Annotated in this window: 24 protein-coding genes; 8 read left to right on the top strand and 16 right to left on the bottom strand. The window is 61.6% G+C overall.

Annotated features, from left to right (window positions below):
* Positions 1–138: 138 nt before the first annotated feature.
* Complete coding sequence (locus DFP85_RS03905) at positions 139–1,347, bottom strand: MFS transporter (RefSeq protein ID WP_133635006.1); 1,209 nt, start codon at positions 1,345–1,347, stop codon at positions 139–141.
* A gap of 169 nt (positions 1,348–1,516) precedes the next feature.
* On the opposite strand from DFP85_RS03905, the gene DFP85_RS03900 reads away from it, so the two are divergent.
* Complete coding sequence (locus tag DFP85_RS03900; RefSeq protein ID WP_133635005.1) at positions 1,517–1,705, top strand: hypothetical protein; 189 nt, start codon at positions 1,517–1,519, stop codon at positions 1,703–1,705.
* A gap of 204 nt (positions 1,706–1,909) precedes the next feature.
* Positions 1,910–2,227, top strand: a complete 318-nt coding sequence (locus tag DFP85_RS18960; RefSeq protein WP_208108440.1) for a hypothetical protein — start codon at positions 1,910–1,912, stop codon at positions 2,225–2,227.
* Between the two features lie 27 nt (positions 2,228–2,254).
* On the opposite strand, the gene DFP85_RS03890 is transcribed toward DFP85_RS18960, so the two are convergent.
* The 8 genes from DFP85_RS03890 to DFP85_RS03855 form a co-directional block, all read right to left on the bottom strand.
* Positions 2,255–3,355, bottom strand: coding sequence for a pyridoxal phosphate-dependent aminotransferase (locus tag DFP85_RS03890; protein WP_133635004.1), 1,101 nt, complete (start codon positions 3,353–3,355; stop codon positions 2,255–2,257).
* Between the two features lie 36 nt (positions 3,356–3,391).
* On the bottom strand, positions 3,392–3,835 hold the full coding sequence (locus DFP85_RS03885; RefSeq protein WP_133635003.1) for a GNAT family N-acetyltransferase: 444 nt from the start codon (positions 3,833–3,835) through the stop codon (positions 3,392–3,394).
* Entirely contained in the window at positions 3,832–4,779 is a 948-nt protein-coding gene (locus tag DFP85_RS03880) for a DMT family transporter (RefSeq protein ID WP_243737193.1), read from the bottom strand. The genes DFP85_RS03885 and DFP85_RS03880 overlap by 4 nt, the downstream gene beginning before the upstream one ends.
* Positions 4,772–6,166 carry an FAD-binding oxidoreductase gene (locus DFP85_RS03875; RefSeq protein WP_133635002.1) on the bottom strand — a complete coding sequence of 465 codons (1,395 nt, stop codon included), beginning with the start codon at positions 6,164–6,166 and terminating at the stop codon, positions 4,772–4,774. The genes DFP85_RS03880 and DFP85_RS03875 overlap by 8 nt, the downstream gene beginning before the upstream one ends.
* 23 nt (positions 6,167–6,189) lie before the next feature.
* A complete protein-coding gene (locus DFP85_RS03870) occupies positions 6,190–7,806 on the bottom strand; it encodes an ABC transporter ATP-binding protein (RefSeq protein WP_133635001.1) in 1,617 nt (538 codons plus the stop codon).
* A gap of 21 nt (positions 7,807–7,827) precedes the next feature.
* Complete coding sequence (locus tag DFP85_RS03865) at positions 7,828–8,664, bottom strand: ABC transporter permease (RefSeq protein WP_133635000.1); 837 nt, start codon at positions 8,662–8,664, stop codon at positions 7,828–7,830.
* Positions 8,661–9,638, bottom strand: coding sequence for an ABC transporter permease (locus DFP85_RS03860; protein WP_133634999.1), 978 nt, complete (start codon positions 9,636–9,638; stop codon positions 8,661–8,663). The genes DFP85_RS03865 and DFP85_RS03860 overlap by 4 nt, the downstream gene beginning before the upstream one ends.
* Before the next feature lie 72 nt (positions 9,639–9,710).
* Positions 9,711–11,264 carry an ABC transporter substrate-binding protein gene (locus DFP85_RS03855; protein WP_133634998.1) on the bottom strand — a complete coding sequence of 518 codons (1,554 nt, stop codon included), beginning with the start codon at positions 11,262–11,264 and terminating at the stop codon, positions 9,711–9,713.
* A 161-nt stretch (positions 11,265–11,425) separates the two neighbouring features.
* Between DFP85_RS03855 and DFP85_RS03850 the strand changes: the two genes are divergently transcribed.
* On the top strand, positions 11,426–12,109 hold the full coding sequence (locus DFP85_RS03850) for a GntR family transcriptional regulator (protein WP_133634997.1): 684 nt from the start codon (positions 11,426–11,428) through the stop codon (positions 12,107–12,109).
* A gap of 225 nt (positions 12,110–12,334) precedes the next feature.
* Here the strand turns inward: DFP85_RS03850 and DFP85_RS03845 are convergent, their stop codons facing one another.
* From DFP85_RS03845 to DFP85_RS03815, 7 genes are all read right to left on the bottom strand, one after another.
* Positions 12,335–13,765 carry a gamma-glutamyltransferase family protein gene (locus DFP85_RS03845; RefSeq protein WP_133634996.1) on the bottom strand — a complete coding sequence of 477 codons (1,431 nt, stop codon included), beginning with the start codon at positions 13,763–13,765 and terminating at the stop codon, positions 12,335–12,337.
* 50 nt (positions 13,766–13,815) lie between these two features.
* Positions 13,816–15,171 (bottom strand): amidase, encoded by a 1,356-nt coding sequence (locus DFP85_RS03840; RefSeq protein ID WP_166644592.1) that lies wholly within the window; start codon positions 15,169–15,171, stop codon positions 13,816–13,818.
* 167 nt (positions 15,172–15,338) lie between these two features.
* Complete coding sequence (locus DFP85_RS03835; RefSeq protein ID WP_133634994.1) at positions 15,339–16,841, bottom strand: tripartite tricarboxylate transporter permease; 1,503 nt, start codon at positions 16,839–16,841, stop codon at positions 15,339–15,341.
* Positions 16,842–16,857: 16 nt separating this feature from the next.
* The gene (locus DFP85_RS19270) at positions 16,858–17,325 is read right to left on the bottom strand and encodes a tripartite tricarboxylate transporter TctB family protein (RefSeq protein WP_133634993.1); all 468 of its coding nucleotides are present in this window, start codon (positions 17,323–17,325) and stop codon (positions 16,858–16,860) included.
* Positions 17,326–17,407: 82 nt separating this feature from the next.
* Complete coding sequence (locus DFP85_RS03825; RefSeq protein WP_133634992.1) at positions 17,408–18,370, bottom strand: Bug family tripartite tricarboxylate transporter substrate binding protein; 963 nt, start codon at positions 18,368–18,370, stop codon at positions 17,408–17,410.
* Positions 18,371–18,471: 101 nt separating this feature from the next.
* Positions 18,472–19,002: a chromate transporter gene (locus DFP85_RS03820; protein WP_133634991.1), complete on the bottom strand. Its 531-nt coding sequence runs from the start codon at positions 19,000–19,002 to the stop codon at positions 18,472–18,474.
* Positions 18,999–19,571 (bottom strand): chromate transporter, encoded by a 573-nt coding sequence (locus tag DFP85_RS03815; protein ID WP_133634990.1) that lies wholly within the window; start codon positions 19,569–19,571, stop codon positions 18,999–19,001. Before DFP85_RS03815 ends, DFP85_RS03820 begins: the two co-directional genes overlap by 4 nt.
* A 153-nt stretch (positions 19,572–19,724) precedes the next feature.
* On the opposite strand from DFP85_RS03815, the gene DFP85_RS03810 reads away from it, so the two are divergent.
* From DFP85_RS03810 to DFP85_RS03790, 5 genes are all read left to right on the top strand, one after another.
* Positions 19,725–20,450 carry a GntR family transcriptional regulator gene (locus DFP85_RS03810; protein ID WP_133634989.1) on the top strand — a complete coding sequence of 242 codons (726 nt, stop codon included), beginning with the start codon at positions 19,725–19,727 and terminating at the stop codon, positions 20,448–20,450.
* Positions 20,451–20,529: 79 nt separating this feature from the next.
* The gene (locus tag DFP85_RS03805) at positions 20,530–21,375 is read left to right on the top strand and encodes a helix-turn-helix transcriptional regulator (RefSeq protein ID WP_133634988.1); all 846 of its coding nucleotides are present in this window, start codon (positions 20,530–20,532) and stop codon (positions 21,373–21,375) included.
* A gap of 95 nt (positions 21,376–21,470) precedes the next feature.
* Positions 21,471–22,544 carry a TRAP transporter substrate-binding protein DctP gene (gene dctP / locus DFP85_RS03800; protein WP_133634987.1) on the top strand — a complete coding sequence of 358 codons (1,074 nt, stop codon included), beginning with the start codon at positions 21,471–21,473 and terminating at the stop codon, positions 22,542–22,544.
* Between the two features lie 72 nt (positions 22,545–22,616).
* Positions 22,617–23,162 carry a TRAP transporter small permease gene (locus DFP85_RS03795; RefSeq protein ID WP_106231530.1) on the top strand — a complete coding sequence of 182 codons (546 nt, stop codon included), beginning with the start codon at positions 22,617–22,619 and terminating at the stop codon, positions 23,160–23,162.
* On the top strand, positions 23,159–24,436 hold the full coding sequence (locus DFP85_RS03790) for a TRAP transporter large permease (RefSeq protein WP_106231533.1): 1,278 nt from the start codon (positions 23,159–23,161) through the stop codon (positions 24,434–24,436). The genes DFP85_RS03795 and DFP85_RS03790 overlap by 4 nt, the downstream gene beginning before the upstream one ends.
* Positions 24,437–24,447: the final 11 nt, after the last annotated feature.

Raw genomic sequence — 24,447 nt, 5'->3', positions numbered from 1 at the left:
TTGTCGCTTGACGAGGTGGCCCTCAACACAACCGGCTGCCGAGCAGCAGCAGGCTGGCATCCAGCGCCTGCCAGCCCCACCAGGCCAGGGCCAGGGGCGCAACGGCCAGCAGGGCGAGCAGCCCTCGTCGCGTGCGGCTCATGCCTCGGCCCCGGCACTCGCCTGGCGTTTCACGGGCACCTCGTCGATGAACCAGTGCAGGGCCGCCGCCGCTACGGAGAGCAGGATGGCGAGTCGCCACACCAGGTCGTAGTCGCCGTTGAGGTCGTAGAAGTAGCCGCCCAGCCAGACGCCCATGAAGGAGCCCAGCTGGTGGAAGAGGAATACGATGCCGCCGAGCATCGAGAGGTGACGCACGCCGAATACCGAGGCAACGATGCCGTTGGTCAGCGGCACCGTGGAGAGCCACAGCAGGCCCATGGCGATACCGAACAGGTAGGCGCTGGCCGGGCTCAGCGGCACGACGAGGAAGGCGGTGATCACCATGCCGCGGATCAGGTAGAGCCAGGTCAGCAGGCGCGGCTTGGAGAGAAAGCCGCCGAGCCATCCGGCGGTGTAGGTGCCGAGGATGTTGAACAGGCCCACCAGCGCCAGCACGGTGCTGCCCACCTGCACGGCGATGCCGCTGTCGACCAGGTAGCCCGGCAGGTGGACGCCGATGAACACCACCTGGAAGCCGCAGACGAAGAAGCCCATGCAGAGCAGCCAGAAGCCACGATGGCCGGCCGCCTCGTCGAGCGCCGCGCCCAGCGAGAGGTCGCTGGCCAGGCGGGGGGAGGGGCGGTCGCGCAGCATCCCGCCCAGGGGCACCATCAAGGCCGCCAGCGCGCCCATCACCAGCAGGGCGGCGGACCAGCCGAGCCACTCCAGCAGCCCCAGGGTGCCGGGCAGCATCGCGAACTGGCCGAAGGAGCCGGCGGCACTGACGATGCCCATGGCCAGGCTGCGCTTCTCGGGAGGCACGGCGCGGCCCACGGCCCCGAGGATCACCGAGAAGGTAGTGCCCGAGAGCCCCAGGCCGATCAGCAGGCCGGCACTCATCGACATGCCCAGGGCCGAGTCGGAGAGCCCCATCATGGCCAGCCCCAGGGCATAGAGCAGGCCACCCACCACCACGATCCGCGCGGCCCCGAAGCGATCGGCCAGGGCCCCGCTGAAGGGCTGGGAGAGTCCCCAGATCAGGTTCTGCAGCGCCAGGGCGAAGGCGAAGACCTCCCGTCCCCAGCCAAGGTCACTGCTCATCGGTTCCAGGAAGAGGCCGAAGCCATGGCGCAGGCCCATGGCCAGCGAGATGACCAGGCTGCCCAGGACGATGATCAGCAGGGTGTGGCGGCGCAGCGCATCCATTCCGTAACGACCTGTTTGCAGACTAATGACACGCCACTATCGCGCGTCCTTTCCCCGACGGCCACTGTCTCAATATGGCGACAGTTGCGTCGCCGATGCGCCACATGGGTAGGGCGGCCAGGGTTCGCTAGAATGCCACCCCACAGCACCCTGACACGGAGGTTTCTCCATGACCCGACACGCTACGCTGCTGATCTGCCTGCTCGGCGCCAGCCTCTTCCTGGCCGGCTGCAGCTATACGCCCGCGCGCATCCAGTCCGAACCGCTGGTCGTCATCGACGACGACCGCGGCCATGACCACTACGACCGCCGGGGCGACTTCTGTCCGCCGGGCCAGGCCAAGAAGGGGCGCTGCTGAGCGCGTGCCGTGTTTCCCTCGGGCTTGCACGCTCTTTCCTCGCTACCCGCTTGGCGGCGGCGCTTGCAGGGCATAGCCTGATAGGAAACGGTGTTTGATGGCACCCGGCCCGAAGAGGCAGCCGCACCATGCCGGCGGCATGGGTGCCCCCGACAGGGATCGAAGGGTGGCCCACTCCCTCACTCCACTTGCGAGGACACCGCCATGAGGATTCCCGTGCGCCCGTTGATGATTGCCCTGATGGCCTCGACCCTGGCGCTGGCCGGCTGCAGCTACACGCCCGCACGCATCAAGTCCGAACCTCTGGTCGAGATCGACGGCTACGGCAGCCATCGCCACTATCGCGGTGATGATCGCCATTACCGCGATCGTGACGACCGGTGGCGCCACTACGAAGACCGCCATTACCGGGATCGCCGCTATCGGGATCGCGATCGCTATCACCATGCCGAGCGACGCCACGACGACTATCGCCGCGGTGGCTTCTGCCCGCCGGGCTTGCGCATGCAGGGTCGCTGCTGAGCCGATCGTTCCCTGCGAGCAACCCCGCTATCGCAGGGCGTCCTCCAGGATCTGAAGTCGCCCGGGCACCAGGGCATCCTCCACGGCGGTGATACGCAGCACATGGCCGAGGTCCGGATGAGCCGGGCGGGCAATCAGCCGCCCTGCCTCGAGCAGTTCCCGATTGACCCGCTCGGCGAGCTTGGCGCTGGGCAGCCGGATGCCGATGAAGTTGGTGGCGCTGGGCAGCACCTCGGCGCCGAGTGCGCGGAAGTGCGCGGCCAGGCGCTCGCGGCGATTGAGCACCGCGGCGATGTGCTCGCGGGTCTCGTCGGGATGGTCCAGCACTACCTCGGCGGCGGCCAGGGTCAGGGTCGAGACCGCATAGTGGATGCGTACCTTCATCATCATCGCCAGGGTCTCGGGCTCGGCGATGGCATAGCCGATGCGCAGCCCCGCCATCCCGTGGGCCTTGGAGAGGGTGCGCAGGCGGATCACGCCGGGCAGCACCTCACGGGCGAAGGGAGACTCGGCATCCTCGCGAAAGTCGTGGTAGGCCTCGTCGAGCAGCAGCCAGCAGTCGTCGGGCAGCGCCTCGCGCAGGCGGCGAACGGCCGCGTCGTCATGCAGGTGGCCGCTGGGGTTGTCGGGATTGGCCAGATAGACCAGCCGGGCCTCCTCACGGCGGGCCGTGTCGGCCAGGGCCTCGAGGTCAGGGGCCAGGCGGCCCGGGGCCTCCTCGTAGGGCACCTCGACCAGCCGGCAGCCCTGGCCCCGGGCGAAGTAGCCGAAGGTGGGGTAGGTGCCGGCGGTGGCCACCACGGCGGTGCCGGGCTCGGCCACGGTGCGCAGGGCGAGGGCGATCAGGCTGTCGGCCCCGGCGTCGACCAGCAGGGCCTCGAGGGGGATGCCCTGCTGCTCGGCGAGCCGCTGGCGGACGCCCAGCGCCTCCGAATCCCCGTAGCAGTAGGCATGCTCGACCATGGCGTCGCCGAAGTGCGCGCGCAGGGCGCGGTGGGGCATGTCGAGCCCCTCGTTGGAGCCCAGGCGGTGGGGGATCTCACGGCCCAGGCGCCGCTCCAGCACGCGGATCCCGGGGAAGGGGTTGCTGGGGCCTTCTCCGCGGAGGGGCTTGGGAAAGGTCGGCATCGAATCCTCCTGACTGGTCAAGGATAGTGGGGTTGCTCAAGGATCCAGTTGGTAGGTCACCCAATCGGTACGCTTGGCGCAGCGGTCATAGACGCCCCGTGCACGATAGTTGTTCTCGCGGGTGATCCAGCGCACGAAGGGCCAGCCCTGCCGGCGGGCCTCTTGGCGCAGCGCCTCCATCATCTCATCGACGGCACCCGTGCCGCGATGTGCCGGGTCGACAAAGAGGTCATCCAGGAAGCCGACGATGGCCCCGCGCAGCGGAGAGGGCATGGCACGAAAGTGCATCAGGCCCACCGCCTGGCCGTTCGCATCGCGTGCCAGAAGCCCCTGCAGTCGTGTGCCGTCCTGGATCCAGTCCCAGACGGTGGCCAGTGTCGACTCGTCCATGGGCATGCCATAGTACTCGGCGTAGCCGCGGTAGAGGCGCCGCCAGTCGTCGTGATCGGTATCGCCCGGAATGCTGATTGTCAGTGTCATGTGGAGGGCCTCCTTTGCAGCATGACGATCGCCACGGCTGCCAGCGTCAGCATCAGGGCGATGAATACCTTGGCGCTCAATGGCTCGCCGAGCAACAGGATGGAGCTTGAAACGCCAACGGTCGGGATGATCAGGGTCGAGATGGTGGCCTGGGCGACGGACAAGCGGTTGACGTTCATGAACCACAGCATCTGCGCGATGGTGATCGAGAACAGCAGGTGGTAAGCCAGTGCCAGCCAGGTCGTCGTGTGCCAGTCGCCAGGGCGAGGCATCGGCTCCAGGGCGACCATCATCACGATCATGGGGACCGCGCAAATGGCGAACTGCCAGCCGGTGACCACGACCGCATGGCTTTGCCACGTGCCGCGTCGCTTGATCAGTACGGTGCCCAGGGCCCAGGAAATCGCTGCCACCAGCATGATCAAGGGGCCCAGCAGGCCCTGGCTGCCGCCGGCCAGGGCGGCCGGGCCCAGGAGAACCAGCAGGCCGGCCTGCCCGCATGCGAGTCCTGACCACTGACGCCGAGTGATGCGTTGATCGAGCAGCCCCCAGGCCATCAGCAATGCCCAGCATGGCATGGTGAAGGCGATGATCGCCGCCTGGGAGGTCGGCATGCGCAGCTGGCCAAAGGCGGTCGCCAGGTTGAAGCCAAGGATGGTGAACAGTCCGGTGACCGCGAGCCAAGGCCACTCCCCGTCCCCCACGCGAAGCGGAAGGCCCCGCCAGCGGGCCCAGCCCAGCAATACCAGTGCGCCAGCGGTAAAGCCGATGGCGCGCAGGGTGAAGGGTGGCAGGTCGCGAAGGATAAAGCGCACTGCCGGCCAGTTGCCGCCCCAGAAGAGCCCGATGGCGAGGATCAGTGCCAACGAGCCGAGCACCGGTCGGGCGGTAAGCGAGCGGGTCAGCCGATCAGGGAGTAAGCGTGCCATCGAACGGTCAGCCATCGTCCAGCACGAGCACCTTGTGGCGATTGAGCAACCCGTGTGGGTCGAGGGCTCGCTTGAGGGTATGCATCAGCGTGATCTCCTCCGGGGTCCGCGAGAGGGCAAGGTAGTGGCGCTTTTCCAGGCCAATGCCGTGCTCGGCCGAGACCGAGCCGCCAAGCTCGGCCAGCGGCGTGTAGACGAGGCGTTCGACGGCGAGACGGGCCGCCGGTTCGGAACTGCCGACGGTAATGGAAATATGCAGGTTGCCGTCACCCAGGTGGCCGAAGGTGACCATGCGTCCCCGAGGCCAGTCGCGCGCCAGGGCCTCTTCCAGCCTGGTGACATAGCGATCCATCTCGGGGATCGGAAGGCTGACATCGAAGGTGAACAGCGGCGAGAGGGCCTGGATCAGCCCTTCGATGTCCTCGCGTATCGCCCAGAGGGACTGGCGCTGAGTGTCGGACTGGGCGATGACCGCATCACTGATCAGCTCGTCTTCCAGGGCGCGCTCCAGGGCGAGGGCGAACTGGGCGCCATGGCTCTGGGGCTCGCTGCCCAGCGATTCGAGGAGCACGTAGAAGGGGGCGTCGGGGGGCAGCGGTGGCGTGTGTCGGCCGCTCTCCTGGGTGAGCAGCCGATAGTGGCTCTGCCACATCGCCTCGAAGGCCGCCAGACTACCGCCGAGATAGCGGCCCAGATGGCCCAGCAGGCCAGTCAGGTGCTCGAAGGAAGGACAGGCGACCAGCGCCGTCTGCACGTCCGGAGTAGGTGGCTGCAGATGCAATACTGCCCGGGTGACGATGCCCAGCACGCCCTCGCTGCCGATGAACAGCTGCTTGAGGTCGAAGCCTGCATTGTTCTTGAGCATGCGGTTCATCGAGCTGACGACGGTGCCATCGGCCAGCACCGCCTCGAGTCCCAGCACCTGCTGGCGCATCATGCCGTAGCGGATGACCCGGATGCCGCCGGCATTGGTGGCGATGTTGCCGCCGATGGTGCAGCTGCCTCGGGCGCCCAGGTCCAGGGCGAACTGGAGGCCCTCCGCCTCGGCGGCCTGCTGGACGCTCTGCAGTGGCGCACCCGCCTGCACGGTGAGCGTGGCGCTGACCGGGTCGACGGCTTCGATGGCGGTCATGCGCTCGAGCGAGACGGCCAACTCGTCGGGGCCCGCCTCGGTGCCATGCACGAGTCCGGTGAGGCCGCCGTGGGTGACCACCGGCTGGCGGGCGGCGTGGCAGGCACGCATCACCTCGGCGACTTCCCTGGTCGATCCCGGTCGCACGATGGCCCTCGCGCGGCAGGGGGCGCCGGTCAGCCAGTCGACGCGTCGGGCACTGACATCCTCGCCGGTGAGAACGTTGGCGGCGCCGACGATACGGGTGATCTCCTTCAAGAGTGCGTCCATGACAGGTTCAGGCTCCGGGTGGGTCAGGCAGTGGCCAGGACGTGTGCCCTGCCGGGGATGGCCTCGAGCAGTTCGCGGGTATAGGCCTCCTGCGGCGAGAGGAAGACCGCTTCCGCGGTGCCATGCTCGACGATGCGTCCGTGCTGCATGACGATGATGTGGTCACAGATCTGGGCGGCGACGCGCAGGTCGTGGGTGATGAAGAGCAGCGATAGCGAGAGTTTCTGCTTCAGATCCTCGAGCAGCTCGAGGATCTGCGCCTGAATGGAGACGTCAAGCGCCGAGACGGCCTCGTCGGCGACGATCAGTTCGGGGTTGAGGGCCAGCGCCCGGGCAATGCCGATGCGCTGGCGCTGGCCCCCGGAGAATTCATGGGGAAAGCGCTCGGCCGAGGCCGCGCCCAGTCCGACCAGGTCGAGCAGGTCACCGGCCTCCTTGAGTGCCTGTTGCCTGTCCACGCCGTTGGCGATGGGCCCCTGGGCGATGGCCATGCCGACGCGGGTGCGCGGGTTGAGCGAGGCATAGGGGTCCTGAAAGATCATCTGCACCCGCCGCCGTTCGCGGCGCAGGCTCTCGCCCTTGAGGCTGGTAAGGTCGACGCCGTCGAGCAGCAGCTCACCGCTGTCGGGCCGCTCCAGGCGCACCACGCAGCGTCCAAGGGTCGACTTGCCGGAGCCCGACTCGCCGACGATACCCACTGTCTCGCCGCGTGCCATGGTGAAGCTGACGTCGTCCAGGGCATGGACCTCCCGCGAGGGCTTGAAGAGGCCTCCGCGGGAGCGGAAGACCTTCTGAAGGTGACGGACCTCGAGAAGCGGAGCCGTCTGATCGGCCTCGCGGGCGGCGGGCATGGCGTTGCTGGGAATCGCCTCGATCAGCGCCCGGGTATAGTCATGCTGGGGGTGCTCCAGTACCTCCCGGGCCTCGCCGAGTTCCACGATGCGCCCTTCGCGCATCACGCAGACTCGGGTGGCGATCTCGGCCACCACGCCGAAATCGTGGGTGATGAACATCACGGCCATGCCGTGGCGCCGCTGCAGGTCGCCGATCAGGTCGAGGATCTGTGCCTGGGTGGTGACGTCCAGCGCCGTGGTGGGCTCATCGGCGATCAGCAGCTCCGGCTCGAGCGCCAGGGCCATGGCGATCATCACCCGCTGGCGCTGGCCGCCGGAGAGCTCGAAGGGATAGGCGCGGATGGCCTTCTCGGGCTGGGGGATGCCCACTTCCGTCAGCAGCTCCAGGGCACGGATCTGTCGCTCGCTCGGAGTCAGCCTATTGTGGGCCTCGAACACCTCGCCGATCTGGGCGCCGACCCGCATCAGCGGGTTCAGGGCGGTCATCGGCTCCTGGAAGATCATGCCGATGCGCAGCCCGCGCAGGGCGCGATGCTGCTTCTCGGTGAGCTGCAGCAGATCCTGGCCATCGAACACCACCTCGCCGGCGGTGGCCCGAACCCCCTTGGGCAGCAGGCCCATGAGGGCATTGGCCGCCATCGACTTGCCGGAGCCGGACTCGCCGACCACGCACATGATCTCGCCACGTGCCAAGTCATAGCTGACGTCCTCCACGGCGAAGTCGCGATCGGCCCCCTGCGGCAGGGAAATGCTCAGGTGGCGAATGCTCAACAGGGTGTCACGCATGGAGTTCTCCTTGGACGCCGTTCATGAGCGCTCGCGGGCGAGCTTGGGGTTGAGGGCGTCGTCGAGGCCTTCGCCCACCAGGTTGAGTGCCAGCACGGTGAGCAGGATCGCCACACCGGGAAAGAAGCTCAGCCACCAGGCCTGACGTATGACCGTGCGTGCCGCCCCGATCATGTACCCCCAGGACATCACGTTGGGGTCGCCCAGGCCGAGGAAGGAAAGGGCGGACTCCAGCAGGATGGCCGTGGCGACCATCAGCGAGGCCAGCACGATGATCGGCGAAAGGGTATTGGGCAGTATCTGGCGCAGGATGATGGTGGCGTTGGTCTGACCGACCAGGCGAGCCGCCTCCACGTACTCGCGGTGTCGTAACGACAGGAACTCGGCGCGCACCAGGCGCGCCACCGGCGGCCAGCTGACGATGGCGATGGCCAGCACGATGGACGTGATACTGGGCTGCATGATCGCCACCAGCACGATGGCCAGGGCGAAGTTGGGGATGGTCTGGAAGAACTCGGTGAAGCGCATCAGGGCGTCGTCGACGAGGCCCCCGTAGTAGCCGGCGATGGCGCCCAGTGGCACGCCAATGGCCAGGGCCACCGTGGTCGAGACCAGGCCGATGAGCAGCGAGACCCAGGCGCCGTGCATCAGGCCGGCCGCGACGTTGCGGCCCATGGTGTCGGTACCCAGCGGGAAGCCTTCTGTCTCGAGCGGCGGCAGGAAGGGGCGCTGCACCATGCGCCAGGGCGATTCGGGAAAGAGCAGCGGGGCCAGGATGGCCATCAGGATGATCGCCATCAGGATGATCAGGCCCACCAGGGCGCCGCGGTTCTGGGCGAAGCGGGCGAAGAAGCTCATGACGCCTCCTTGATGCGCGGGTCGGCCAGGCGGTAGACGAGGTCGGTGATGATGTTGAAGACGATCACCAGGGCCGCCGAGAAGAAGAAGATGCCCAGCAGCAGGTTGTAGTCGCGTTGCTGCAGTGCCTCGAACATCAGCCGGCCGATGCCGGGCCAGGCGAAGACCGTCTCGGTGAGGATGGCCCCGCCGACCATCTGGCCCGCCTGCAGGCCGGCCAGGGTGATGATCGGCAGCAAGGCATTGCGCAGGATGTGGCGTCGCTGGATCACGCTGTTCTTCAGCCCCTTGGCGCGTGCCGTCTTGACGAAGTCCTGCTGGGCGGCCTCGAGCATCGAGGCGCGCGTCATGCGGGTGTAAATGGCCATGAAGAACAGCGCGAGCGTGGTGGCCGGCAGGATCAGGTGCTTGCCGACGTCCAGGGCGAAGGCGAACCCCTCAAGTCCCGCCCCCACGGTGTACATGCCGTAGGCCGGGAGCCAGTCGAGATAGACCGAGAACAGCACCACGGCCATCAGGGCGACCCAGAACAGTGGGGTGGCATAGAAGACCAGCGCCAGGGCCATGATGATCGAGCCCGAGGGTTTCTTGACGCGGGCGGCGGCCAGCGAACCGGCGACGATGCCCAGCACCAGCGACAGCACGAAGGCCGTGCCGGTGAGCAGCAGGGTGGCCGGCAGGCGGGCCAGTATCAGGTCGAGCACCGGCACCTGCTGGCGGTAGGAGAAGCCGAAGTCGAGCATGGCCACGCCGGAGACATAGCGCCACAGCTGCACGTGGAGCGGCTGGTCGAGTCCGAAGCGCTCGGTCAGCTGGCGCAGGAACTCGGCATCGGTGGCACCGGCCTCACCGGCCAGGATGGCGGCCGGGTCGCCCGGCGCCATCTGGATGAGGAAGAAGTTGAAGATGATGATCATGAACAGCACGATCACGGCCTTGATCAGGCGTGACGCGATCAGCCTGGCATAGAGCATGCCATTCCCCCCTGGCGACCTGGGATGCGGTGGAAGGGTGCAGGGGCGGCCGGCAGGGCCGCCCCACCGGGTTTACCTGTCGAGCCAGGCGTCCTTGAAGCCGTCGTTGACGCCCACGCCCGACGTCACCAGGTTCTTGACATCGCAGCGATAGATGGTCGGGAAGCCGAGCTCCAGCAGCCAGCCCACCGGCACGTCCTCCTGGAGGATCTCCTGGACCTCGTGGTAGAGCGCCTCGCGCTCCTCGTCCGGATAGGCGGTTGCGGCCTGATTGAACAGCTCGTCGACCTTCTCGTTCTCGTAGCCCTCGACGTTGTTCCAGGGCGAGCCCTTCTGGATATTGCTGGAGAGGTAGGTACGCGAGATGCCTAGCGCCGGGTCGCCATACTGGTAGAGGTAGGTGAAGGCGAGGTCGTAGTCCCAGTCGCCGAGGCGCTGGTTCCAGCCGCCTACGTCGGTGGCCTCGGTGCGCACGTTGATGCCGACTTCCTTGAGGTTCTGCTGCACGGCCTCGGCCCAGCGTGTCCAGGTCTCGCCATAGGGGAGGGGGAGCAGGCGGACCTCCTCGCCGTCGTAGCCCATCTCGTCGAGCAGTTCGCGGGCACGTTCCGGGTCGTGGTCGTAGGGCGCGAGCTCCTCGTTCTGGAACCTGGCGTTGGAGCCGAACGCCCCAAGCGGAACCTTGCCGAGACCATTCCACAGCACGTTGCGGGCGAACTCGCGGTCCATGGCATACATCACCGCCTGGCGGAAGCGCTTGTCGGCCGTGGGGCCCTCGCGGTTGTTCATCCACAGCATGGCGAAGGGGCTGAAGTATTCGTGCCCTGCCTCCGTCACGCAGGTGTTGTCCAGCTCGGTCAGGCGCGGGATGTCGAAGTTCTCCACGGTGCCGTAGGGCAGGACGTCCACGGTGCCGTTCTCGTAGGCGACCGCGCGGGAGGCGCCATCGGGGATGATGTGCCAGTTGATGCCGTCGAGGTAGGGCAGGTCTTCCTCGTAGTAGTCCTCGTTCTTCACCAGCTGGATCACCGTGCCACGGTCCCAGTTCTCGAACTTGAAGGGGCCGGTGCCGATGGGGTGGTTGTTCGCCTCGTTGTCGCGGAACTCGGTGCCCTCGTAGATGTGCTTGGGCACCATGGTGAAGGTGCCGGCCTCGAAGGAGATCAGGAAGGGGCCGAAGGGCTTCTCGAGGGTGAAGACCACGGTGTGGTCGTCTGTGGCCTCGATGGATTCCACATGCTGCAGCACGGCACGGGCGCTGGGGTTGAGCTCGCGGTGGAAGACATCGGCGGAGAACACCACGTCCTCGGCAGTGAAGGGCTCGCCGTCGTGCCAGCTGACATCCTCGCGCAGGTGAAAGGTCCAGGTGCGACCGTCGTCGCTGACTTCCCAGGATTCGGCGAGCTGCGGCATCGGTTCCAGGTCGGTGCTGTAGCGCAGCAGGCCCTCGTAGATGTTGCCGGCGACCGTGCGGGTCGGGGCATTCTGGATCATGCCCAGCACCAGGCCCGGTGGCTCTGGCTGGATGATGGTGTCGATGATGCCGCCTTGCTTGGGTTCCTGGGCGAAGGCGGAGGAGGCGCTGATGGCCGTGGCGGTAATGGCGATGGCCAGTGGTGTCTTCATGATGCTGTCCCCGTTGTGGCGATTGTTGTTGGCAATGGGCAGTCACTTGGATGAAGCTAGCAGGCACTGCTCAAGCTGTCGACAGTCGTCAATCGACGGTCGACAAGCAATGTTCCTTGGCCATACTGGTAAGGAAATCCTGCGACACGAGTCCCAGCCGCATGCCTGCATCATCCATTGGCACGACCGCCGCGTTCATCCAGCAGCGAAACCTTGTGGATCAGGTGGCCGACTACCTGACCCAGGCCATCATCGGCCAGCGGTTCGCCCCCGGCGAGCGGTTGTCAGAGGTACAGTTGGCCCGCGACCTCGGTGTCAGCCGCGCGCCGGTCCGTGAGGCAGCACGGCTGCTGGAGAGTCGCGGCCTGCTGGTCTCCCAGCCCAGGCGAGGTTTTTTCGTGCGTGCCCTGGATGCCCGGGAACTCGCTGATATCTTCGACCTCCGACTCTGCCTGGAACGCCATGCCATGGAGCAACTCGCCGGGTCCTGTCCGTCCGAGGCCCTGGCGGCGCTGCGCCGTCAGGTCGAGGTCCTGTGCGAGGCGTCGGGAAGCGGCGACGAGAGCCGTCGGATCGAGGAGGACCTGGCCTTCCATCGCCTGCTGATCGCTTCGGCGGGAAACCGTCGTCTGCTCAGGACCTTCGATGACCTAGCCCACGAGTTGCGGCTGTGCATCACCCTGATCACCAAGACCCACGAGGCGCCGGACTCCATCGCCGAGAGCCATCACCTGCTGCTCGATGCACTGGCCAGCGGTGACGCTCCCCTATGTCGCGAAGCCATCGATTACCACATTGGCGTGGCCAAGGACTACGTCGTCAGGGGGATATCGGAGAACTGTTGAACACTGTTGGTCATCTTGTGAAGTCGAAGCCCTGATACCCACGATGTCATGCTCCTGTTCACGCTCGTCGTGATCTTCACGCATCACATTTCCTCGAATCCTCTTGAAGGAACGCCGTTACGTGGAGTGACAAACAGGCCGCTGAATGCCGGTAGTACTCTCCTTGTCATTGTGATTACTTTGCCGGCCGGGACGCGCCTTTCGGCCGGCTGATCGCCCGGGAACTTACCAGGGCAGTACCGCTGAGTCAGTGCGGGGCTCAGTGCCGCCGCAGAGCACCCCGGTTTCGGCGTCGCGCAGAATGATCTGCCCACGACCGAAGCTCACGGAATCCGCCATCTTGACGATGTGATGACCTCGGCGCGCGAGCGCCTGGGCCAGGTGGTCGGGGAAGTGGGGCTCGACTTCGACGGTGCGTCCCTTCGTCCACTTCCAGCGTGGCATGTCCAGCGCGGCCTGCGGGTTCAGGGCGTCCTCGAGCATGCCGGTGATCACCTGGACATGGCCCTGGGGTTGCATGAAGCCCCCCATGACACCGAACGGACCCACCGCCTGGCCGTTGCAGGTGATGAAGCCGGGAATGATGGTGTGATAGGTGCGCTTGCCGGGAGCCAGGGCGTTGGCGTGACCCTCATCCAGCTTGAACGACCAGCCGCGGTTCTGGAGGCTGATGCCCGTGCCGGGGATCACGATGCCGGAGCCGAAGCCTTTGAAGTTGCTCTGGATGAAGGAGACCATGTTGCCTTCGGCATCCGCCGTGGCGAGATAGACGGTGCCGCCGGTGATGGGGTTGCCATGCACCGGATCCAGCGCCTGCTCGCCGATCATGGCGGCACGCCCCTTGAGATACGGGTCGGCCAGCATCTGCTCGACGCTCGGCCGCATCGCATCGCGGTCGGTGATGTGGTGCAGGCCATCCACATAGGCCAGCTTGGTGGCTTCGATGCGCCGGTGGAGGGTCTCGACCGGGTCGCGTGCTTCTTCACCGAGCTGCTCCAGCATGCCGAGCGCCTGAAGGGCGATCAGGCCGCAGCCGTTGGGCGGGATCTCCCAGATCTCGTGATCGCGATAGCGGGTGCTGATCGGCTCCACCCACTCCGGTGTGAAGGCGGCGAGATCCTCGCGACGCAGCAGTCCACCGTGTTCGCGGAAGAAGGCATCGATACGGTCGGCCAGCTCGCCGTCATAGAAGGCCCTGGCGCGGGTTTCCGCGATCAGGCGCAGGCTGTGCGCATGATCGGGGGAGGACCACATCTCGCCGGGGCGCGGCGCATGGCCTCGTGGCGCGAAGGTCTCGAACCAGGGCTGGAAGGCCTCGTCATCGTAGCGGCGGTAGGTATCGAAGGCCTCTTCCCACAACTGATTGACCAGGGGTGAGACGGGGAACCGTGCGGGGCCACTGGCGTTCAGGCCATGCAGCTCGCCATTCATCCAGACGATGGCGAAGGCGTCGCTGCCCAGCCCGTTGGAGGTTGGCTCGACCACGGTGAGCGCCGCGGCGGTGGCGATGGCCGCATCCACGGCATTGCCCCCCTGGCGCAGGATCTGCATGCCCGCCTCGGCACCGAGGGCCTGTGAGGTAGCGACCATGCCGCGGCGCCCGAAGGTGGTCATTCGGCGTGACGGACTTGGGTAGTAACGTGCGTCGAAAGTCATTCAGCTTTTCCTTTATTATAAAATTATCGCATTTATTTAATGTTAAATTTTTAACTTGTTGCTCTCATCTCAGAGAAGGTTGCCTCGACACCTGCTGCTTGGCGCAATAACTTTCGGTCTTCACCGTTTTTCGAAAGCATCATAAATCCTACAGGAAATTCACTTTCTAAGTGACACGGAATGCTAATTCCACAAAGATCAAGCAAGTTGCCGACAAGTGCATTCCGCAGTACGAGAGAGTTGGTTTTGTAGTAGTCTTGATCATTTTCTATTTCGTTGAATCTGGGAGGGACTATTGGAACGGTCGGACAAATAAGTGCATCATGATTCATAAGCATTTCATTCATGCGCGAAATTTGATGGTGACGCTCTTTCTGAAGCTCAAGATACTCATCAGCAGTGATTTCTGAGCCTTTAACGATTCGGCTAAGCACTCTACTGTCGTAATTTTTTTCTTGCGAAGTTATCCAGTTCCTATGGATATGATAGCTTTCAGCAGCCGTCAACCCTCCACCATGAAGTAAATTTTTAATTTCGTTGAGCTCTTGCATGGGTACATGTTCGACTACTGCGCCTGCATCAAGAAGTTTGGAAACAGCTCTCTCGAAAGCACGCGTTACTATTGAGTCAAGTCCATTTAGCAGGTACTGGTCAGGAACTGCTAGTCGTAGACCCCGTACAGATGCAGGAGAAAAGCTTTTGTCGAATTGGTTGGAGAGAATGTTGTCAAGTAAAGCGCAATCCTCTACATTATGTGCTATTGGCCCAATTGAGTCGAGTGAGTAGGATAATGGCAATACCCCATCTAGTGGAATGCGTTGTTGTGATGGTTTAAATCCGACTAAACCACAGAAAGCTGCTGGTATGCGGACGGATCCTCCTGTGTCGGTCCCGAGCGCAGCAGCGGCCATACCTTTCGCTACCGCAACTGCCGAGCCAGAGGAAGAACCTCCAGGAATACGATCTGAAGAAAAAGGGTTAGGTGGTGTCCCATAATGAGGGTTCACTCCTAAGCCTGAGTAGGCGAATTCGGTCATATTGGTATGACCAGTAAATAATGCCCCGGCTTTGCGTAGGCGTACTATGGCAGTTGAGTCTTTTACAGCTGGTAGCGCATTAGCAAGAAGCTTTGACCCGGCATGTGTTACTTCACCATCTATGTCAAACAGTGATTTTACAGCAATTGGAACTCCACCTAATTCGCCACTCGGAATACCAGAATGCTTAAGTCGGTCAATGTTTTCAGCTTGAGCTCGTGATTTCTCAGAAAATACCTTCGTGTAAATTTTCCCATCATCCTGATAATTTATTTTTTCAATGTGTTGCTCAATAATATCAACACAGCTCTCCCTCCCTTCCTGTAATGCTAGGGTAATGTTTTTAATTGAGGTTGGTGATTTTTTCATTGTTAGCATCCTTATCGGTGGTTTTTAGCTGAAAAATAACAGCTTATTTTATGGTTGAGAATCTGCTTTTCTGCTAATAGTGTCTCTTAGTTTTTATATGCCATGCTTGATTAGTTTATACTATTCAAGCTAGCATGAAGTTTGTTGCGATGGGGTAAGATGATTTTTCATCTTCTTTCGACCCTCAAAATTTTTCTGCTTTGCATTATCGAAAAAATAATAGAAGCAGCTGCGAGCAAGAAGAAAAGAGCAGATAATGGCCGAGTGAAAAATGTTAGCCAGCTGCTATCAAGCTCTAGTGCGCGGAATAGCTGGTTTTCTAAATTCTCGCCTAATACAACCCCGAGGATTAAGGGAGGGAGTGGCACATCAGCTTTAGAGAGTAAGTAACCCACGAGACCAAATATTACTAGCACCCAGATATCAAAAATATTGTTATTGAGTGCATATGCACCAACTGCACATAGCGTAAGTACGCTCGGAACTAGAATAGGCTGTGGGATAGAAGAAATTTTTGCAAACCAGCGACACATGATGAGCTGGCTTATCACCATTATAATTGAACCTATAATAAGCGTTGCATAGATGGATCCGACCAATATCGGGTTTTGTTCAAACATCATAGGGCCTGGTTGAAGACCATGCAGAATGAAAATACCCATCATTATTGCCATAGTGAGATCACCCGGAATCCCAAGTGCAAGTGTTGGGATGAAAGCGCCTCCTGGTGAAGCGCTATTCGATGACTCTGACGCAACGATTCCGTCGGGGATTCCAGTTCCGAAGAGTTCGGGTTTTTTAGAGGCTTTTTTTGCCTGGTCGTAACTTATAAAGTTGGCAACAGTGCCGCCTGTTCCTGGCAGAGCACCAATGAGGCTCCCAAGTATTGATGAGCGCACTGTATTAATTTTTTGCTTACTAATATCGCCGAGTATTGTGCGCAAAGGGATTGAAAAGTTTGAATATTGTTTTACATGTTGGCTTTTTGATTTTTTTGAATCTTCTTCTTCTATATTGGTCATTAATTGTGTGAAGGCAAATACGCCGATCATTACTGGTAGCATCTCGAAACCAGTAGATAGGGACGTAAACCCAAAATCAAATCGTATATTACTGTTTCGATCGTAACCGACAGTAGTAATGAAAAGGCCGATTGCTGCCGCCAAAAGACCTTTAAGGATCGCTCTGTTTGACAGACCTGAAACTAATGTCAAGGCAAAGACTATTAGTCCAGTAATTTCCCATGGCCTAAAGTTCATGCTGTATTTTGCAATTAAAGGCCCAAAAAATACCAGTATAATGCTGCCAATTATTGATCCAAAAAAAGAGGCAACCATTCCGATGCCGAGTGCTCGGCCCGGTTCTCCTTTTTTTGCCATGGGGTAGCCATCATAGACAGTGGTTATTGAAGAAGGTGTGCCTGGTATTCCTAGCATGATGCCTGAGACTATTCCACCGGAATATCCACCGACTAGAATTGCTGTCATTAGTGCCACAGCATCTATAGGTTGCATTGCAAATGTGAATGGAAAAGCAACAAGGATGGCCATTGTTATGGTGAATCCTGGAATGCTTCCGCCAATGATTCCAAAAAGAACCCCAATTATGATGAGAGCTAGGGTATGTAGATCGGTTATTTCTATTAATGATTGTAAAAAAAAATCGATCATGGTTATCTCCTTTAGATCATGGCAGCCAAATATTCAAGCCATGCTGAAATATGAAGTATATGCCAGGTGTTAGGGAGAAGGATGTGGCCAAGATCGTAATTAATTTTGCTTTAGTATTTACCCCCATAAGCACGGCCTGGGAGATTAGCATGAAGCTGATTGTTGAGGATAAATAGCCTGCATGCGGTAACGCATATACATACAATCCGCAGAGCACGAATATGGCGATAATTTTCTTCTTTTCTTTCAGGTTTATCTTGATTGAGTAAATTGATAGTTTATAGAAGTCGTTTGACGGTTTTATAAATGATTTTATTAATAGCAGGAGCGATAGTGCCCCAATTGTGATTAGCAGTAATCTTGGAAAAAGGGCTGATCCATAAGGTTGCCAACTGGTTTTTCCCGATATGTTGGCTGACTCTAATAGCAAGATTGCCACAAATATTAGTATTATTGTCGATAAATATCTATCTTTGGTCGCCATAGCCAGTTTCTCGCGAGATTTAATATCTGCATTATAGCTAGTCGCATTTAATGAAAAATGCGACTAGCTGGCTTGGATCTAATTATTCATTGAATCCAATGCTATCAGCCGCAGTTGATAGGTTGGCCTCACTTTCCTCGAGATACTCTATGTATTCATTCCGAGGTGTAAAGTTAACAATAGAGCCAAGTTCATTATTGATTCTATTTTTTAACTCTTGGTTGTCAAGTGCTTTCTTGAATGCTTCTTCCAGAGTACTGAGTGCTGACTCATCAGTCCCTTTCGGTGCAAAAAGTCCACGGTTAGTATAGTGCCTCATGTCGATGCCCTGCTCTATTAGTGTGGGTACTTCAGGCAGGTTTTCCATTCTTTCGTCATGTGCTACACCAAGGGATTTTAGTTCAGAAGATTCAAAGAATGATCTAGCTGTTGGCATGTCGAGCATTGCGAAATCAATTTCTTTGGCAATAAGTGCTGATACTTGGTCACTTGTTCCCGGATACCCAACAAGGCGCACGTCGTCCATGCTTATACCAGCAGTATTTAAGAATTGAGCCCAGAAGAAATGGTCTGTTGAGCTGGGCGTCATTCCAAAAGTCACTTCTCCTGGGTTTTCTGCTACGTAATCTGCAATTTCACTAGCGCTGTCGACTGGATGGTCCGCGTACGTGCCAGCCATGTTAATGGTCTGGGTTAAGAGTGCGATTGGTTCGAAGGCGTCGTATGAGTAATCAACTGCCCCTGAAAGATAAGAAGTGGCAATCGTGTCGTGGCTGCCTAGTATGGTATAACCATCTGGCTTAGCGTCTTTCACATGACGTGAACCTAAAGTAGCGCCTGCTCCAGCCATGTTTACGGGGACGATTGATGTCTCTAAGTGTTTTTCCGCTTCTTGCCCTGTCAACCGAAAAATTACGTCTGTGGCTCCTCCGGGGCTGTAAGGAATGATGACCCTGATATCCTTTTCTGGATATTCAGCCTGGGCATTGCTGGTAATAGCAAATGCAAGAGTTGCAATAATTGGAGTGATTTTTTTGAGTTTCATGGCTGTTAACCTCATGTTTTGTGACTATTTTTAGTAAGATTCTGGTTGAATCTTGCTGGGTGTGAGGGCGTTATCCATTTATTGTTAAAGTTAATGACTGTTCAGCCTAGAAATAAACCTCCATAAGATAGGGCAGCCATCACGATGAAGGCCGGGTGGATTCGCAGCCGCAGCAGTGCCAGGGCCGCCAGTGAACCGATCAGCAGGGTGTGGACGAGTCCTGCCGTCTCCAGCCCTTCGCTGAAGAAGCTCCAGGTCAGCCAGGCCATCATCATGGCGATGACCGGACGCACCCACTGACTCATGCGCTTGACGCGCGGCGAGTCACGGAATCGATAGAGAAGTCCCAGGGCGCCCAGCATCAACAGCAGGGAAGGCACCACCGTGGCCAGCACCGCCACGAGGGCGCCACTGGCTCCGGCGACGTCAAAGCCGATCTGGCCGGCCATCTTGGTGGCGATGGGACTTGGCAGGGCGTTGCCCAGGGCCAGGGTCTCGGCAAATTCCTGGGCCGTCATCCAGCCGTAGCGTCCGACGACCTCCGCCTCGATCAGCGGAATGATCGCCGGGCCTCCGCCGTACCCGATGATGTTGGGGATGAAGAAAGCGAGGAACAGCTCCCAGTGGATCATTCACGGGCCTCCTTCTGGCGGGGCTCCGGGGCGACCATCGCCGTCACCAGCAGGGCACCGATGATCCAGCCGGGATGGAGGCCGAGCAGATAGATGAGCACGCCTGCCCCCGCTCCCATGACAAGGCTCGTCCAGGGGCCCAGGGAGAGACGCGACTTGTTCCAGAAGTCCAGCGTCAGCTGGCCCATCATGACCATGACCACAGGCACGACGGCATAGCCCATCCCGCGGATCCAGGCGACGTCGCGATAGCGGCTGAACAGGCCCAGCAGCAGGATCATGGCGAGCATCATGGGGACGATGACGGCCGCAACCGCGATGACGCAGCCGGCGATGCCCCCGACGCGATAGCCGATGTAGCCCGGCATCTTGGTGGCGATGGGGCCGGGTAGGGTGTTGGCGATCGCGAGCACATCGGCGAAGGCATCGTCATCCAGCCAGTGATGACGGGTGACGACCTCTTCGCGGACCAGGGGAATCATGGCCGGCCCGCCACCGAAGCCGAGCAGGCCGATGCGGGTGAAGGCCCAGAAGACCTGGCTCAGCGAAGCGGGAGACGGGTCGGTCATGTGTGCGGCTCCCAAGGGTCGATCCCAATGCTTGGAATTGATTTTATCATTGGCGTTTTCTTTTGGATAAAAAATCGATTATTTGGTCTAGAATATAGTTTGCAACAGAAAGCAGCGTCAACCTTCAATGTGTGGAGGCCACGGGGAGGCAGAATGGGTATCTTCGAACGCAAGGAGGGGGTGACGGCGTCCAGCTGGATCTACGACACCCTGCGGCAGGACCTGGTGAATGGACGCTTCACTGCCGGCGAGAAGCTGGCGATCAGTGCCCTCAAGGAGCGCTACGGGGTGGGCCTGAGCCCGCTGCGCGAAGCCCTCAATCGCCTCGCGGCTTACGGTCTGCTGATCCAGGAGAACCAGCGCGGCTTCCGGGTGCCGCGTCTGGCGCGCGACGAGCTCGATGATATCGCCGACATGCGGCGTGAGCTGGAGGGCATGGCGCTGGAGCGAGCCATACAGCGAGGCGACGCCGAGTGGGAATCAGAGCTGCTGGCGGCGGCACATCGCTTGAAACGTGCCGACGAGGCGCCGGAGATGGAAGAGGAGTGGGAGCGGTTGCACATGCGGTTCCATCGCACACTGGTGGCTCCCTGTGGTTCCGCGTGGCTGCTGCGCTTCATCGAGCAGCTGCACGACCAGTTCGACCGCTACCGGCGCCTGGCGCCCGGGGAACCGGAAGTCCGGCGCGTTCTTGATGCTCAGCATGGCGAGCTGGTGGAGCTCGCCCTGGCCAGGGACGTCAAGGGGGCGAGGACGCTGATGGATGACCATATCCAGCGCTCCTACGAAGTGGCCCTGGGCAGCTTCGCTCGCGAGCTGGACCCGGCCGACCGGCAACAGGCCGGTGTTGGCTCGGCCGACCTCCTCTCTCGGCGTTGAAACCCCGCCCGGCGGCGGCCTTGAGATTCCCCGAACCGCGGGAGAAGGTAAAGGCCTACAGCCGATCAGGGGTGTTGCCATGCCTCACCTGGAGCTCTGCGCCAAGAACCTGGATGCCGGTCACGTGGCCCATGCCCATGACCACCACCAGCTTATCCTCGCCACCCGCGGGGCCACCGAGCTCTCCATCGAGGGGCGGGGGGATCGCATCACCGGTAGCCGGGGCTGCCTGATTCCCTGCGGGCGCCACCATGATTACCGGGGCGATGGTCGCAACCGCACCTTCGTGCTCGACATTCCTGCCACGAGCCTGCCGGCACTGCGCGATGGCGAGGCGATCGGGCGCCTCTTCGAGCGGCCGCGCTTCTTCGCCGTGCCGCCACGCCTCAACCGCCTGGCGGCCAGCCTGATGCAGCAGCTCGAGAGCTGTCCGGCCCTGCACAGCGAGATCGCCGCCCTGCTGCTGCGGGCCCTCTACCTGCACCTCGAGGCCGAGCCCCTGACGGCGGACGTCGCCGTGCCCGCCACGCCGGGGTTCAGCGAACGCCTCGATCTGGCGCGCCTGGATGCCTGGATCGACCGTCACCTGGCGGACGAGATCCGGGTCGAGCAGCTGGCCGCGCTCTGCGCCCTGAGCGCCGGGCACTTCCATGCCTGTTTCCGGGAGCTGACCGGCGTTACCCCGCTCGCCTATGTCCAGCGTCGGCGCCTGGATCACGCCCGTGCCCTGGTCACGCACAGCGGCCTGAGTCTCGGCCATATTGCCTCCCTGGTAGGCTTTCGCGACCAGGGTAGCTTCTCCCGCGCCTACCGCCGGCGCTTCGCCATCTCGCCCTCCCGGGCGCGCCGTGAGGGCCGGGCATTCCCGAGTCTCGGGCAAGAGCATCGCAGTTGCGGGCAAGCAGGCGGGCCAGAGTCGACCTAGTCTGAAGGTCAGCTGTCTCGTTGTGCCCTCTGCAGGGAGGGCGAGACAGACTCGGGACAAAGACAAGACAATGACAAGACGACGCGAGGTTGACCATGAAAGCGAAGACACTCCCCGGCGCCCTGGCACTGGCCGCGCTCCCCCTGGCCATCGCCAGCACCCAGGTGCAGGCCCAATCCACGGAGATGGCCATCTCCACCATCCTTCCGGAGAACATGAGCAACAACGAGGTCTACCCGGCGCTGGTGCACTTCAAGAACCTGGTCGAGACCCGGACCGATGGCGAGATCACCGTGTCGATCTTCGGCAACAGTCAGCTGGGTTCCGAGGTGGAGACCGCCTCCGAGGTCCAGGGTGGCCGAACCCTGCAATCCACGATCATCACCACCGGGGCCATGTCGTCCTTCTATGATGACTATCAGCTGATGACCGCGCCCTTCCTCTTCGACAACTGGCGCCAGGCCTGGACCTTCTTCGACAGCGAGTGGTTCGCTGACTTCATGTCGGGGACCATCGAGGAAGCCAACATGCGCTATCTCGGCACCTTCGATGACGGCGGCGGTTTCGTGGCCTTCACCAACAACGAGCGCCTGATCAAGACCGTGGAGGACCTCGAGGGGCTCAATATCCGCACCGAGGAGAACCCGGGACACGTCGCCATCATGAAGTCGCTGGGCGCCTCGGCGACGCCGCTGCCCTGGGGCGAGGTCATCACCGCCCTGGAGACTGGCCTGGCCGACGGCCAGTTCAACGCCCCGGTACTCAATACCACCTACAACTTCGACGAGGTGACGGACTACACCACCCTGACCGGCCACGTCTACAACAGCGCCGCCTGGCTGGTCAGCGAGGAGTGGTTCCAGAGCCTGACCGAGGCCCAGCAGGAAGCCATCGTCACCTCCGCCCGCGAGGCCGTCGCCATCGGCCACGGCATGTCCGGGGCGCTGGCCACGGCCAGCTGGCAAGAGTCCTGCGAGCGCTTTGAGGAGTGCTACATCATGCCCCCCGAGGAGCGGGCGCGCATGTCGGAGGTCGCCACGCCGGCATGGCGGGACTGGATCGTCAACGACTTCGGCATCGAGGCCGACAAGGTCGATGCCTTCCTCGCCGAGGTGGCTCGGGTCGGCGAGGAGGTGAGCGAATCCGATGTGGCCGTCTATGGCCGCTGATGCTCGACCCTGAACCGCCCCGTCGACCGGCCCGACTCGCCGGCCGGTCGACGCGGCCCTCGAGGTGACCCGATGGATCGACTTCAGCCCCTGCGCCGCCTGAGTGACGTGGTCAATCAGGTGGCGATCGTGACGTGTGTGGCCTGCGTGCTGATCATGCTCGGCATCTCCTTCACGGCCTTTCTCTACAAGCTGGCCACGGGCAGCACGCTGAGCTGGACCTACTCCCTGGCGCGGCTCTTCCTGCCCTGGATCGGCTTTCTCTCCATGACCATCTCGCTGCGCTACGGCGAGCACGTGGCCATGACGCTGCTGGTACGCAGCCTGCCACGCGTGCTGCTCAAGGTGGCGGCGGGGCTCTGCCTCGCCGTCATCGCGCTGTTCGCCCTGATGCTGGTCTGGTACGGCTGGATCTTCTTCCAGGGGGCCTCCCAGGTCTACATGGTCTCCGACCAGATCCAGATCTCCGGCAAGTTCACTGCCATCGTGGTGCCGATCAGCGGAGTCATCATCCTGCTGCACCTGGTGCAGGGCTTCGACCTGCTGGAACACTTCATCGATGACGAGGCCGTGATCGAGGGCCTCATTGACGCCACTGATGGGGAGGAGCGCTCATGACGCCCGCGATCATCGCCTTCGTCGTGCTTCTGCTGATCGGCGCTCCGGTGGCCGTGGTGATGGCCATGTCGGGGCTGGCCGGCGGCTTCGCCATGGGCGGCGAGCGCATGCTCGGCATCATCGCCGACCGCATGTTCTCGGGCGTCTCGGGCTTCCTGCTGATCGCCGTTCCCTACTTCATCTTCACCGCCGAGCTGATGAACCAGGGCGGCCTGACCCAGAAGCTGATCGCCTTCAACAATGCCCTCTTCGGCCGGGTGCGCGGGGCACTCTCCCACGTCAACGTCTCGGTGTCGGTGTTCTTCGCCGGCCTGACCGGGGCGGCGATCACCGATACCGTGGCGATCGGCAAGATCATGATCCCGGAGATGAAGAAGCAGGGCTATGACGCCGAGTATGCTGCGGCCATCACCGCCTGCTCGTCGATCATCGGACCCATCATCCCGCCCAGTGTGGTGATGGTGGTCTATGCCACCCTGCTGCGTGACATCTCGGTGATCGACCTCTTCGCTGGCGGGATCATCCCCGGCCTGCTGATGGCCGTGGCGCTGCTCGCGGTGAGCTTCTTCCTGGCCTGGAAGCGGGGCTACCCCAAGCAGCCGCCCACGCCGCTCAAGGTGGCGGCCGTGGCCTTCCTGGTGGCGCTGCCGGCGATGATCGTGCCGCTGATCATCCTCGGCGGCATCCTCTCGGGGCTGACCACCATCACCGAGGCCTCGGGCTTCGCCGCCGTCTATGCCATCACCATCGGGGTCGTCTTCTACCGCAACCTCACCTGGCGCAAGATCTGGCACGCGCTGGTGGTGACGGTGCGCTTCTCGGGGGTGGTGTTCTTCCTGCTGGCGACCTCGGCGGTGCTTGGCTGGTTCGTCACCCGCTCCGGCATCGCCCGGGACGCGGCGGGCCTGATCACCACCTTCAGCGACTCGACCTTCCTGCAGCTGCTGCTGGTCTGCGGCCTGCTGATCCTGGTCGGCACGGTCATGGACGTGCTGCCGGCGCTGGTGGTGGTGGCGCCGGTACTGGTGCCGGCGATGATCCAGCTGGGGGTGGACCCGCTGCACTTCGCCATCCTGATGATCGTGGTGCTCAACATCTCCAACGTCACGCCACCGGTAGGGATGACACTGATGACGGCGGCGAGGATCGCCAACGTGCCCTTCGAACGGGCGATCATCGCCTCGCTGCCGTTCTACGTGGCCTTCATCGCGGTGATCCTGCTGCTGGTCATCTTCCCGTCGCTCTCCACCTGGATCCCCTCGCTGCTGGGCTAAGGAATTCCCTC

The organism is Halomonas ventosae, from assembly GCF_004363555.1.
In the GTDB taxonomy this organism is placed as follows: domain Bacteria; phylum Pseudomonadota; class Gammaproteobacteria; order Pseudomonadales; family Halomonadaceae; genus Halomonas; species Halomonas ventosae.
The sequence above is the reverse complement of the archived record's forward strand: the minus strand, read 5'-3'. Positions and strand labels throughout refer to the sequence as shown.

Bases quoted from the DNA above. Each gene is read 5' to 3' on its own strand.
- DFP85_RS03905 (WP_133635006.1), bottom strand. From the start codon at position 1,347: ATGGATGCGCTGCGCCGCCACACCCTGCTGATCATCGTCCTGGGCAGC.
- DFP85_RS03900 (WP_133635005.1), top strand. From the start codon at position 1,517: ATGACCCGACACGCTACGCTGCTGATCTGCCTGCTCGGCGCCAGCCTC.
- DFP85_RS18960 (WP_208108440.1), top strand. From the start codon at position 1,910: ATGAGGATTCCCGTGCGCCCGTTGATGATTGCCCTGATGGCCTCGACC.
- DFP85_RS03890 (WP_133635004.1), bottom strand. From the start codon at position 3,355: ATGCCGACCTTTCCCAAGCCCCTCCGCGGAGAAGGCCCCAGCAACCCC.
- DFP85_RS03885 (WP_133635003.1), bottom strand. From the start codon at position 3,835: ATGACACTGACAATCAGCATTCCGGGCGATACCGATCACGACGACTGG.
- DFP85_RS03880 (WP_243737193.1), bottom strand. From the start codon at position 4,779: ATGGCTGACCGTTCGATGGCACGCTTACTCCCTGATCGGCTGACCCGC.
- DFP85_RS03875 (WP_133635002.1), bottom strand. From the start codon at position 6,166: ATGGACGCACTCTTGAAGGAGATCACCCGTATCGTCGGCGCCGCCAAC.
- DFP85_RS03870 (WP_133635001.1), bottom strand. From the start codon at position 7,806: ATGCGTGACACCCTGTTGAGCATTCGCCACCTGAGCATTTCCCTGCCG.
- DFP85_RS03865 (WP_133635000.1), bottom strand. From the start codon at position 8,664: ATGAGCTTCTTCGCCCGCTTCGCCCAGAACCGCGGCGCCCTGGTGGGC.
- DFP85_RS03860 (WP_133634999.1), bottom strand. From the start codon at position 9,638: ATGCTCTATGCCAGGCTGATCGCGTCACGCCTGATCAAGGCCGTGATC.
- DFP85_RS03855 (WP_133634998.1), bottom strand. From the start codon at position 11,264: ATGAAGACACCACTGGCCATCGCCATTACCGCCACGGCCATCAGCGCC.
- DFP85_RS03850 (WP_133634997.1), top strand. From the start codon at position 11,426: ATGCCTGCATCATCCATTGGCACGACCGCCGCGTTCATCCAGCAGCGA.
- DFP85_RS03845 (WP_133634996.1), bottom strand. From the start codon at position 13,765: ATGACTTTCGACGCACGTTACTACCCAAGTCCGTCACGCCGAATGACC.
- DFP85_RS03840 (WP_166644592.1), bottom strand. From the start codon at position 15,171: ATGAAAAAATCACCAACCTCAATTAAAAACATTACCCTAGCATTACAG.
- DFP85_RS03835 (WP_133634994.1), bottom strand. From the start codon at position 16,841: ATGATCGATTTTTTTTTACAATCATTAATAGAAATAACCGATCTACAT.
- DFP85_RS19270 (WP_133634993.1), bottom strand. From the start codon at position 17,325: ATGGCGACCAAAGATAGATATTTATCGACAATAATACTAATATTTGTG.
- DFP85_RS03825 (WP_133634992.1), bottom strand. From the start codon at position 18,370: ATGAAACTCAAAAAAATCACTCCAATTATTGCAACTCTTGCATTTGCT.
- DFP85_RS03820 (WP_133634991.1), bottom strand. From the start codon at position 19,002: ATGATCCACTGGGAGCTGTTCCTCGCTTTCTTCATCCCCAACATCATC.
- DFP85_RS03815 (WP_133634990.1), bottom strand. From the start codon at position 19,571: ATGACCGACCCGTCTCCCGCTTCGCTGAGCCAGGTCTTCTGGGCCTTC.
- DFP85_RS03810 (WP_133634989.1), top strand. From the start codon at position 19,725: ATGGGTATCTTCGAACGCAAGGAGGGGGTGACGGCGTCCAGCTGGATC.
- DFP85_RS03805 (WP_133634988.1), top strand. From the start codon at position 20,530: ATGCCTCACCTGGAGCTCTGCGCCAAGAACCTGGATGCCGGTCACGTG.
- dctP (WP_133634987.1), top strand. From the start codon at position 21,471: ATGAAAGCGAAGACACTCCCCGGCGCCCTGGCACTGGCCGCGCTCCCC.
- DFP85_RS03795 (WP_106231530.1), top strand. From the start codon at position 22,617: ATGGATCGACTTCAGCCCCTGCGCCGCCTGAGTGACGTGGTCAATCAG.
- DFP85_RS03790 (WP_106231533.1), top strand. From the start codon at position 23,159: ATGACGCCCGCGATCATCGCCTTCGTCGTGCTTCTGCTGATCGGCGCT.